Raw genomic sequence first — 11,631 nt, forward strand, 5'->3', positions numbered from 1 at the left:
CGGTGACCGCCGCCGACACACCCGCGCCGCCGACCACGACGGTCTGGCGTAACCCGGACTTCGTGAAGGTCTGGGGTGGTGAGACCGTCTCGCTGCTCGGCTCCCAGGTCACCGACCTGGCGCTGCCGCTGGTCGCGATCCTCACCCTGCACGCCAGCGCGTTCGAGGTGGGCCTGCTCAACGTGGCCCGCTACGCCCCGTTCGTGCTGCTGTCGCTGTTCGCGGGGGTGTGGTTCGACCGGCGCCGGCGGCGGCCCACCCTGATCGTCGTCAACCTGGGCCGGGCCGTACTGATCGGCCTGGTCCCGGTGGCGAGCCTGCTGCACGTGCTGTCGATCCCGTGGCTGTACGCGATCGCGTTCGGGGCCGGGATCCTGACCGTGCTGTTCGACGTCGGCATCCTGTCGTACGTGCCGGGGCTGGTGGAGCGCCGCCACCTCGGCGAGGCCAACAGCAAGATCGCCGCCAGCTACTCGGTCGCCGGGATCGCCGGTCCCGGCGTGGCCGGTTTCCTGGTCGGGGTGCTGACCGCGCCGGTCGCGCTGGCCATCGACGCGGTCTCGTTCCTGGCCTCGGCGGCCGCGTTGACCAGCATCCGCAAGCCGGAGGCGGCGCCCGCGGCACCGGCGGAACGCACGTCCGTGCGCGCCTCCATCGCCGAGGGGCTGCGGGCCGTCTTCGGCAACCCGATCCTCAAGCACCTGGCCACCCAGTCGGCGACGTTCAACCTGTTCCAGAACGTCGTGATCACGGTGCTGCTGGTGTACCTGGTCCGGGTGCTCGGCGTCGGCCCCAGCCCGCTGGGCCTGGTGGTCAGCGCCGGGTCCGTCGGCGCGCTGGTGGGCGCGCTGACCGCGAACCGGATCCGGACCGCCATCGGCATCGGCGCGACGCTGCGCTGGTCGACCGTGCTGGCCTGCGTGTCGCCCCTGCTGTTGCTGGTGCCCCGCGATTCGGGGCCGGTGTCGCTGGTGCTGCTGGGTGCCTCCCTGGCGATCCTCGGCGCGAACCTGGCCATCTTCAACGTCAACGCGTTGACGCTGCGCCAGTCGGTGACGCCGGACCGCCTGCTCGGCCGCATGAACGCGAGCTACCGCCTGCTGCTGTTCGGCACGGTCCCGCTCGGCGCGTTCCTCGGCGGGTCCCTGGCCGGGCTGTTCGGCGCGCGGGCCGCGCTGGTGGTCGGGGTGCTCGGGGTCGCCTCCGCGCTGGCCTGGCTGCTGTTCTCGCCGGTGTTCCGGCTCACCGCGATTCCCGACCACCCCGCCGATCCGGAGGCCGGCACGGCCGCTCTCTCCGGGGCGGCCACGAATGACTGAAACACCCGTCGGCCATGACAGGGCTGACATGACATGGCTGATCGATATGGAAGGAACTGGGTGACGCGGCATGTTGTCTGACTCTCAGCGGGCGCTCCTGGCGGCCCGCCTGCGCCAGGGCCGGGCCGGCAAGGGCGCGACGGGGATCCCCCGGCGCGCCGAAGGACTTGTGGACATTCCGGTGTCGTTCGGGCAGGAACAGCTGTGGTTCATCGACCAGCTGGCACCGGGCCTGGCGACGTACAACATCGCGGGGGCGGTGCAGCTGACCGGACAGCTCGACCTCGCCGCCCTGCAGGCGGCGGTGAACGCGCTGATCGCGCGGCACGAGTCGCTGCGTACCCGGCTGGTCGCCCGCGACGGGCGCGCGGTGCAGGTGATCGACGAGCCGGCCGAGGTCAAGCTGCCGGTCACCGACCTGACCGGGCTGCCGGACGGCGAGCGCCAGCAGCGCTACCAGCAGGAGGCGGCGCAGGAGGCGACCCGCCCGTTCACCCTCGAACACGGCCCGCTGCTGCGGCTGCGGCTCGTGCGCCTCGCCGCCGAGCACCACGTCCTGGTCATCACCGTGCACCACACCGTCTTCGACGGCTGGTCGTTCGGCGTGCTGGTGACCGAACTCAGCGCCCTGTACGAGGGCCGGGTCGTGGGCCGCCCCGCGCAGCTCACCGAACTGCCGATCCAGTTCGCCGACTACGCGGTGTGGGAGCGGGACCGGCTGCAGGGCCAGGCCCTGGAGGAGCTGCAGGAGTACTGGCGTGCCAACCTCGACGGGGCGCCGGTGCTGCAGTTGCCGACCGACCGGGCACGCCCGCTGGTGCAGACGTACGACGGTGCCGCCGAGTCCATCGAGATCCCCGGCGACGTGCTGGACGGGCTCAAGGCGCTGGGCCGCCGCGAGGGCGCCACCCTGTTCGTCACGCTGATGGCCGCGTTCCACGTGTTGCTGCACCGCTACAGCGGGCAGGACGACATCGTGGTCGGCACGGTCAGCGCCAACCGCACCCGCCCCGAACTGGCCCCGCTGATCGGCTACCTGGTCAACACGCTGCCCGTGCGCGGCGACCTCTCCGGTGACCCCGCGTTCGGCGAGGTGCTGCAGCGCATCCGCACCGCCACGGTCAACGCGTACGGCCACCAGGAGCTGCCGTTCGCGTCCATCGTGGACGCCATACGGGCGCCGCGCGACGCCAGCCGCCACCCGCTGTTCCAGGTGGGCTTCATGCTGGCCGAGAACCAGCGGCACGACCTGCACGCGGGCGGGCTGTCCTGGGAGACCGAGGAGCTGCCGGTCACCGCCGCCAAGTTCGACCTGCTGGTCTCCTGCGTCGAGGACAGCGGCCGGCTGCTGGTCGGCGCCTCGTACGCGACCGCCCTGTTCGACCCGGCGACCGTGCGCCGGATGCTGGGCCACTTCCGAGTCCTGCTGCAGGGCCTGGTCGCGGACCCGTCGCGCCCGCTGTCGCAGCTGCCCATCCTCACCGAGACGGAGCTGCGCCAGGAGATCCACGACTGGAACGCCACCCGGGCCGACTACCCGTCGTGGTGCCTGCACGAGAAGTTCGAGGCGCAGGTCGTGGCCACCCCGGACGCGGTCGCGGTGCGACTCGACGACGAACAGGTCACGTACGCGGAGCTGAACGCGCAGGCCAACCGCATCGCGCGGCGCCTGCGTGACCTCGGTGTCGGCCCGGAGGTGCTGGTCGGCGTCTGCACCCAGCGCACGGTGCGCCGCCTCGCCGGGATCATGGGCATCCTCAAGGCAGGCGGCGGCTACGTGCCGCTGGACCCGCAGTACCCGGCGGACCGGCTGGCGTTCATGCTGGAGGACGCGCACATGCCGGTCGTCGTCACCGACGACGAGAGCGAGCCGTCGCTGCCCGTCGAGGGCGCGGCCGTGGTCTCCCTCGACCGCGACTGGGCGGAGCTGGCCACGCTCGACGGCGGCAACCTGGAGGCGGCGGCCACGCCCGCGAACGCGGCGTACGTCATCTACACCTCCGGGTCGACCGGCCGCCCGAAGGGCGTCGTGGTCGAGCACCGGCAGGCGGTCAACTTCGCCACCGCCGAGATCGAGCACTGGCCGCTCGGGCTGGGCGACAAGGTGCTGCAGTTCGCCTCGCTGAACTTCGACGTGTCCGTGCTGGACATGTTCGGTGCGCTGCTGTCGGGGGCCACCCTGGTGATGGGCCGCAGCGAGACGCTGCTGTCCCCGCCGCGCCTGGCCGAGCTGATCCGCGGCGCGGGCATCACGTTCATGTGCCTGCCGCCCGCCGTGCTCAACCTGCTGGCCGACGAGGAGTTCCCCACGATCCGGGTGGTCATCGCCGGTGGCGAGGCGTTCTCCTCGGCGCTGGTGCGCAAGTGGGCGCGGCCCGGCATGCGGTTCATCAACGGGTACGGCCCGACCGAGACCACGGTCGGCTCCACCATGGCCGAATGCCACGCGGATTCCCTGCTGGACCCGCCGCCGATCGGCCTGCCGCTGCCCAACTACACCGCGTACGTGCTGGACAAGCACCTCAACCCGGTGCCGGTGGGTGTCCCGGGTGAGCTGCACCTCGGCGGCGCCGGGGTGGCCCGCGGCTACCTGAACCGGCCGGAGCTGACCGCGGAGAAGTTCATCTCCGACCCGTTCAGCGACGACCCCGAGGCCCGGCTGTACAAGACCGGTGACGTGGCCCGCCGCCTGCCCGACGGCAACCTGCAGTACCTGGGCCGCTCCGACGACCAGGTGAAGATCCGCGGCCTGCGGGTCGAACTGGGCGAGATCGAGGCCGTGCTGGCCGAGCACCCGTCGGTGGCGCAGGCCCTGGTGGTGGTCCGCGAGGACGGCGCCGGGCAGAAGCAGCTCGTCGGGTACGTGCGCGGCGACGCGGACCGGCCCGCCGTGGACACCACCGACCTGCGGACGCACATGTCCTCCCGGATGCCGGTGTTCATGGTGCCCGCGCACATCGTGGTGCTGGACGCCTTCCCGCTCAACGCCAACGGCAAGGTGGACCGCAGCAAGCTGCCGGAGCCCGAGGACTCGGGCGACGACGCGGGCTACGTCGCGCCGCGCACGCTGATCGAGACGATGCTGGTGGACATGTTCGCGGGGCTGCTGCGCCGTGAGCGGGTCGGCGTCGAGGACAGCTTCTTCGACCTCGGCGGCAACTCGCTGCAGGCCATGCAGCTGATCGCCCAGCTGCGCAAGGAGCTGGCCGTCGACTCGGACGTCTCGGCGATCTTCCTGGCGCCGACCCCGGCGCAGCTGACCGAGGTGCTGCGCGACCAGCACGGGCTGGAGGACACCCGGCTCGACGAGATCGACCTCGACGAGCTGGACCAGCTCTCCGACGACCTGGCGCAGGCCAAGCCGTCCGGACCGGCGCCGGTGGCCAGCAAGGTCGTGGCCATGAACGACGGCCCCCAGGACAGGCCGTTCTTCCTGGTCCACGCGGTCGGCGGCACGGTCTACGGGTATGCCCGGCTGGCGGCCGCCCTCGACGACAGCCTGCGGGTCTACGGCCTGAGCGCCGCCGACCCGGGCGTCGGCCCGGCCAATCTCGACGAGATGGTCACCCGGTACGTCGCCGAGATCCGCGCGGCGCAGCCGGCGGGGCCGTACCGGCTGGGTGGCTGGTCGATGGGCGGGCTGATCGCCCTGGAGATGGCCCGGCGGCTGGAGGCCACGGGTGCCGAGGTGGCGTTCGTGGCGCTGCTCGACTCGCCGAGCGAACCGGCCGACCTGACCGGTCTGTCCGACACCGCCGCCGCCCGGCAGTTCGTGATCGACGCGGCCCGCGCGCTGGGCCCCGAGGTCACCGAGGTGCCGGACACCGGCGACGTGGCCGAGCAGCTCGCGTGGCTGGCCGACCGGCTCACCAACGGTTCCGGTGACACCGAGACGGCGCGCGCCGAGATCGAGCGGCGCTTCGCGGTCTTCCGGGACCAGACCCGGATCATCGCGGGCTACCGGCCCCGCCCGGTGGCCGCCCGCACCCTGGTCGTCACGGCCGAGCGGTCGTACGACTTCACCCCGCACTGGCGGCAGGTGCTGGGATCCGACACCGCGTACCGGCGGGTGCCGGGCGACCACTACTCCTTCCTGCAGCCGCCGGGGGTGGACGCCCTGGCCGCGATGCTGCGCGAGTACCTGGCGTGAGCCTGGCGCTCTGACTAGCGGAGACGGCTAGCCGCCCCGGCCCGGTGCCGGGGCGGCCCTGCGGGAGGGACCAGATCCATGGGTGGCGATGCACAGTGGGCGGCGTTGACCGCCCGGTTGGGGTTGCTTCGCCATGGTGGTGGGCCGGCGGAGGCGGGTCCGGTGGTGACCTTCGGAACCACCGGGCCGGTCTCCGCGTTCGCGCTGCCCGCCGTGGGCGGCACGGTGCACGAGTACGCGGCGCTGGCGCACGGCCTCGACGGGTGCTGCCGGGTCCGGGGCATCGAGGCGGGCGGCCTGCACCGGGGGGCGGCGCCGCTGGGTTCCCTGGACGAGATCGTCGCCCGCAACGTCGACCTTGTCCGGCTGGCCCAGCCGGACGGCCCGTACCGGTTGATCGGCTGGTCGACCGGCGGGATCGTCGCGTACGAGACGGCCCGGCGGTTGGAGGCCGCGGGCGCCGAGGTCGCGCTGGTGGTGCTGGTCGACGCGCCGTTCCGGGTCGCCCGGTGGCGGCCTGACCCGACGGACGATCTCGCGGGCCTGTTCGTCGGCGAGGTCCTGCGCGGGCTGGGCCGTCCCGCCCGCAGCCTGCCGAAGCTGTCGGCGGCGCAGCAGCTGACGTTGCTGGCGGACGATCTCGCCGGTTGCCCCGCGCGGCCCGGCACCCTGCTCGGCGACCTCGAACGCTGGTACGCCGTCTTCGTCGCCCAGGCCGCCGCGCTCTCCGGATACCGGGCGGAGGGCAGTCTCGCGGCGCCCGCGATGGTGATCTCGGCGCACGGCTCGCAGGACTGGGCGCCGTACTGGCGGGGACGGTTCCGCGGTGGCGTCCGCGAGCTGTCCACGACCGCCGGGCACTACGGCTGCCTGCACCTGCCCGCGGTGACCGCGGCCGCGGCGGCGATAAGTGAGATGGTGCGGTGAGTGGGTCGGACACCCGACCCTCGCCGGACCGACTGGACCCGACATGGGATAGTTACTCATTGATGAGTAATCGACCGGGTCTCCGGTTGGATAAATCCTTGGTGCCCACCGTCTACACTCGACCGTTGTGTTCGTTTCGGGGGCGACGCGGACGTGTTAACAATTGGAGTTGGCATTCCAATGGCGGGCGAGCGGCCGTGGTGAGCAGCCGGCGCGACGCGCCGGTCCGCCTCGACATCCTTGGCCAGCTGCAAGCCTGGCACGGGGAGGACCTGGTGCCTCTCGGATCGATCAAACAACGGGTGGTGCTCGGCGCGCTGGCGCTGCATGCGAACCGCCCCATCGGCCGTGAGCAGCTCATTGCCGCGGTCTGGGGTGCCGACGCCCCGACGTACGCGGTCAATTTGTTGCAGAAACACGTATCCGGCCTGCGTCAGGTGCTCGACCCGATCCGCTCGGCGCGATCTCGTTCGCAGGTTCTTTCCTGGACGGATGCTGGATATCTGCTGTCCATTCCCCACGACTTCCTTGATCTGGAACGCTTCGACCGGGGCGTCACCGCGGCCCGGGCGGCGCGCGCGGCCGGTGATCTGGCGACCGCGGCCGAGCGCCTGCACAACGCGCTCGGACTCTGGCGCGGCCCGTTGCTGGACGGCCTGACCAGCCCACTGGTCGACGCCGAACGCGACCGGCTGGCCGAGCGGCACATCGTCGCGGTCGAGGAGCGCATCGAGATCGACCTGGCCCTCGGCGACGACCAGGATCTCGTGGCGGAGTTGCGCCGGCTGGTGGCCGCCCATCCGCTGCGGGAACGGTTGCGCGGCCTGCTCATGCGCGCGCTGTACCGCGACGGGCGGCAGGCCGAGGCGCTGGCCGCGTTCCACGAGGCGCGCGAGCACCTGCTGTCCGAGCTGGGCATCGACCCCACGCCGGAGCTGCAGCACCTGCACCAGCGGATTCTCAGCGGCGACGCCGAGGTGCCCCGGGCCGCACCGGCCGCCGCGCACACCGCCACGGCCACCTCACCGGCGCCCGCACCCGGCCCCGCCCAGCTGCCCCACGGCCTGGCCCACTTCACCGGCCGTACGGCCGAACTGGACCAGCTCACCGAGCTGGCCGGCAGCGACCAGAGCGTGATGATCGCGGCGATCACCGGCACCGCGGGGGTCGGCAAGACCTCACTGGCGCTGCAGTGGGCGCACCGGGTGGCCCCCGACTTCCCGGACGGCCAGCTCTACGTCAACCTGCGCGGCTTCGACCCGCACGGCAGCCCGATGGAGCCGGGGGAGGTGCTGCGCGGTTTCCTGGAGGCGTTCGGGGTGGCCGCCCAGCAGATCCCGGCCGGGCTGGCCGACCGCGCGGCCAGCTTCCGCAGCCTGCTGGCCGGGCGCCGGGTGCTGGTGGTGCTCGACAACGCCCGCGACACCGAGCAGGTGCTGCCGCTGCTGCCCGGCACCCCGGGCAGCGCGGCGGTGGTGACCAGCCGCCGCCGCCTGTCCGCGCTGGTGGCGGCGGGCGCGGTCCCGGTGACCCTGGACCTGCTCACCGCGAACGAGGCCGCGCTGCTGCTGGCCCGCCGGTTCGGCGCCGAGCGGGCGGCCGCCGAACCGCAGGCGGTGACCGAGCTGGTCACCATGTGCGCCCGGCTGCCGCTGGCGCTGGCGATCGTCGCGGCCCGCGCCGCCGCGTTCCCGCATCACCGCCTCGCCGCCCTGGCCGCCGAGCTGCGGGAGGCGACCGGCGGGCTGGACGCGTTCATGGGCGAGAACGAGAGCAGCGACGCCCGGGCCGTGCTCTCGTGGTCGTACCAGCAGCTCAGCGACGACGCGGCCCGGCTGTTCCGGCTGCTCGGCCTGCACCCCGGCCCGGAGATCACCTACCCGGCGGCCGCCAGCCTCGCGGGAGTGCCGGTGCGGCGGGTGCGGCGGCTGCTCACCGAGCTGTCCGGGGCGCACCTGCTGGAGGAGCGGGCCCCGGGCCGGTTCACGTTCCACGACCTGCTCCGGGCGTACGCGGCGGAGCAGGCGGAGGACCTCGACCCGCAGCCGGAGCGCGGCGCCGCGACCCACCGCGTCCTCGACCACTATCTGCACAGCGCCCGTGCCGCGGACCGGCTGCTGTACGCCTACCGTGAGCAGGTCGCCGTCGATCCGCCCGATCCCGCGGCGACCGTCCTGACCTTCGCCGACGCCGACGCGGCGCTGTCCTGGTTCGCCGCCGAGCAGGCGGTGCTGGTGGAGGCGATCGCGCACGCCACCGAGCTCGGATTTCCCGAGTACGCCAGCCGTCTCACCTGGACCATCACCGCGTTCCTCAACTACCAGGGCAAGTGGGACGCGTGGGAAACCTGCCTGCGGGCCGCGCTCACGGCGTGCGCCCGTACCGGCGACCTGGCCGGGGCGGCCCTGGCCCACCGCCTGCTCAGTCTGGCCCTGCTGCAGCAGGGCGCGCTCGACGCGGCCGCCGAACACACACAGCGGTCCCTCGAACTGTTCGACCGGTTGGGCGACCTGGTCAACAGCGCGCGGCTGCATCTGGACCTGGGCCGCATCGCGGATCGTCAGGGCGAGCCCGGTGCGGCGCTGGAGCGCGCCCGGCTCGCGCTGGGCCTGTTCCGGGAGGCCGGTGATCGCTCCGGCGAGGCGGATGCGCTGAACTGGATCGGCCGGTACTCCGCCAACCTCGGCAACTACGCCGACGCGCTGCGCTACTGCCGGGAGTCCCTGGCGCTGCACGGTGAGGCCGACGACTATCCCGGCCAGGCGGACACCTGGGACACCCTCGGCTTCGCCAGCCACCAGCTCGGCGACTACGCGGAGGCGACGACCTGCTACGAGCGGGCGCTCGCACTCTGGCGACGCCTCGGCGACCGGTACGAGGTGGCGACCACTCTGCTGCGGCTGGGGGACACCCGGCAAGCCGCCGGTGACGCCGCCGCGGCCGGGGCGCTGTGGCGCGAAGCCGGCGGGATCCTCGACGACCTCGGTCATCCGCAGGCCGCCCAATTGCGGGACCGGTTGACCGGAGAAATCCCCACCCGTCCCATTCCAGAAAGGTGATGGAGAATGTCTGAGAAGGACAAGGGCAAGGACAAGGCGGGCCGCCGTTCCACCGCGGCGCGGATCGGTGGTCTCGCGGCCGGGGCCGTCCTCGGCGCGGCGCTCGGTGGGAGTGTCGCCGGGGCCGAGCACGTCGGATCGATCGGCGAGCAGTTCGAGGCCGCGTTCACTCCGGGCGTGGCCGTGGAATCCCACCTCAACAGCGGGATCGTCGTGCCCGGCGACGTCAATTGACTCCCGTACCCATTCCGCTGACGGGCGTCGGCGGTAAGGATCCGCTGGGGGAGCCGCTCCCGGTGGATCCGGCCCGCCGTGCCCAGTGGCCGGTGGTGCTCGTGTCGATGCCGTTCATGGACATCGACTGGCCGTCCATCCAGCTCGGCCTGCTCGGGGCGATCCTGCAGCGGCACGGCTTCCCGGTACGAACCCTGCACGCCAACCTGGACTTCGCTGCCCAGATCGGGGCCTCCTACTACCGGCGGCTCGGCGAACGTAAGGCCCGCCTGGTGGCCGAATGGCTGTTCTCGGTCGAGGCGTTCGGCCCGGACGCTCCGGACACCGACGGCCACCGCATGCTCGACGACTTCACCGCCGAACTCGAGTACCTCGGCGACGGCGAGGGCGACGTTGACGGCGAGGCGGACTGGCGGCAGCGGCTGCTGCGGGCCAGGGACGTCGACGTCCCCGCGTACCTCGACCGGCTCGCCGCCGATCCGATGTGGGACGGCGTCCGGGTGGTCGGGTTCACCTCCACGTTCCAGCAGAACACGCCGTCGTTCGCGCTGGCCCGCCGCCTGAAGCAGCGCAACCCGCAGGTGATCACGCTCTTCGGCGGCGCCAACTTCGACGGCGCGATGGGACCGGCGTGGATCCGTGCCGTGCCCAGCGCCGACCTCGCGGTCGTCGGTGAGGCCGACACGGCCCTGCCCCGGCTGCTCGACCGCCTCGTCGCGGGTCTCCCGCCCGGCGCGGAACCCGGCGTGGTCTGCCGTACGCCCGAGGGGATCGTGTCGACGCCGCCCGCCCCGCCGGTGCGGCAGCTCGACGATCTGCCCGTGCCGGACTACACCGAGTACTTCGAGCGGGCCCGCCGGTTTGGTCTGCTGCCGGGGACCGGCCCGAGCGCGGTGCGGATTCCGTTCGAGTCGTCGCGCGGCTGCTGGTGGGGCGAGAAGCACCACTGCACGTTCTGCGGGCTCAACGGCACCACGATGGCGTTCCGGGCCAAGTCGCCGCAGCGGATGGCCGACGAGCTCGTCACGCAGGCCCGCCGCTACCGCAGCTTCCACTTCCACGGCGTCGACAACATCGTCGACATGGGCTACCTGAAGGACCTGTTCCCGGTCCTGGCCGACGAAGGCGTCAACTACGAGATCTTCTACGAGGTCAAGGCGAACCTGACCCGCGACCAGGTCCGTACCCTGGCGCACGGCGGGGTCACCCAGATCCAGCCGGGCATCGAATCGCTCAGTTCCCGCGTGCTGCGGCTGATGCGCAAGGGCACCCGCGCGGCGCAGAACATCAACCTGCTGCGCTGGGCGCGCTACTACGGCATCGAGGTCGGCTGGAATCTGCTGTGGGGTTTCCCCGGCGAGACCGAGCAGGACTACGCGGATCAGGCCGCCCTGCTGCCCCACCTGGTGCACCTCCAGCCGCCGACCGCGGCGTGCCGGGTGTGGATCGAGCGGTTCAGCCCGCTGTACACCGACTCACCGACGAAGACCCCGGAGGCCAGCTACCGGTACGTCTACCCCGCCTCGGTGGACCTCCGCGAAGCCGCCTACTTCTTCGAGTACGACCTGCCCGGCGCGCTGCCGCACAGCGCGTACGAGCCGCTGCTGAAGGGGTTCTCGGCCTGGTCGCACGCCTGGTCCACCGAGCGGCGCCCGGCGCTGACCTTCTGGTCGTCGCCCGGACTGGTGCAGATCTACGACAGCCGCCGCGAGGGCGCCGAGGGGACGTACACGTTCGAGGGGCCGCTCGCCGACCTGTACACGGCCTGCAGCACCAGGCCCACCACCGCCGCCGCGGTGCACGACCGGCTGGGCGGGAGCCTGACCCTGCCGCAGATCCAGGAGGCGTTCGCGCAGTTCGCGAGCCGGGGTCTGATGGTGCTCGACGAGACGCTGGCGCTCGCGCTGGCGTTGCCCGCGGGTGTGCCGCGGTGACATTCTGA

The 11,631-nt window shown here is 72.5% G+C and carries 6 protein-coding genes; all 6 read left to right on the forward strand.

Annotation, left to right across the window (positions count from 1 at the left end; all coding sequences use genetic code 11):
• The first annotated feature begins 2 nt into the window (after window positions 1–2).
• The 6 genes from EV385_RS21000 to EV385_RS21025 all read left to right on the forward strand — a co-directional run bounded on the left by EV385_RS21000 (window position 3) and on the right by EV385_RS21025 (window position 11,623).
• Window positions 3–1,319 carry an MFS transporter gene (locus tag EV385_RS21000; protein WP_165449544.1) on the forward strand — a complete coding sequence of 439 codons (1,317 nt, stop codon included), beginning with the start codon at window positions 3–5 and terminating at the stop codon, window positions 1,317–1,319.
• Between the two features lie 70 nt (window positions 1,320–1,389).
• Complete coding sequence (locus EV385_RS21005) at window positions 1,390–5,469, forward strand: non-ribosomal peptide synthetase (protein ID WP_130511008.1); 4,080 nt, start codon at window positions 1,390–1,392, stop codon at window positions 5,467–5,469.
• A 165-nt stretch (window positions 5,470–5,634) separates the two neighbouring features.
• Window positions 5,635–6,396, forward strand: a complete 762-nt coding sequence (locus tag EV385_RS21010) for a thioesterase domain-containing protein (RefSeq protein WP_165449545.1) — start codon at window positions 5,635–5,637, stop codon at window positions 6,394–6,396.
• Window positions 6,397–6,671: 275 nt separating this feature from the next.
• The gene (locus EV385_RS21015) at window positions 6,672–9,455 is read left to right on the forward strand and encodes an AfsR/SARP family transcriptional regulator (protein WP_165449546.1); all 2,784 of its coding nucleotides are present in this window, start codon (window positions 6,672–6,674) and stop codon (window positions 9,453–9,455) included.
• A 6-nt stretch (window positions 9,456–9,461) separates the two neighbouring features.
• Window positions 9,462–9,689, forward strand: a complete 228-nt coding sequence (locus EV385_RS21020) for a hypothetical protein (RefSeq protein ID WP_130511011.1) — start codon at window positions 9,462–9,464, stop codon at window positions 9,687–9,689.
• Between the two features lie 62 nt (window positions 9,690–9,751).
• Window positions 9,752–11,623 carry a RiPP maturation radical SAM C-methyltransferase gene (locus tag EV385_RS21025; RefSeq protein WP_242624985.1) on the forward strand — a complete coding sequence of 624 codons (1,872 nt, stop codon included), beginning with the start codon at window positions 9,752–9,754 and terminating at the stop codon, window positions 11,621–11,623.
• The last annotated feature ends 8 nt before the right edge of the window (window positions 11,624–11,631 follow it).

The sequence above is a fragment of the Krasilnikovia cinnamomea genome, assembly GCF_004217545.1.
Lineage (GTDB): Bacteria > Actinomycetota > Actinomycetes > Mycobacteriales > Micromonosporaceae > Actinoplanes > Actinoplanes cinnamomeus.

What these genes read in the sequence shown, in the direction of transcription:
- EV385_RS21005 (WP_130511008.1), top strand. Translation starts at nt 1,390, where the DNA reads ATGTTGTCTGACTCTCAGCGGGCGCTCCTGGCGGCCCGCCTGCGCCAG.
- EV385_RS21020 (WP_130511011.1), top strand. Translation starts at nt 9,462, where the DNA reads ATGTCTGAGAAGGACAAGGGCAAGGACAAGGCGGGCCGCCGTTCCACC.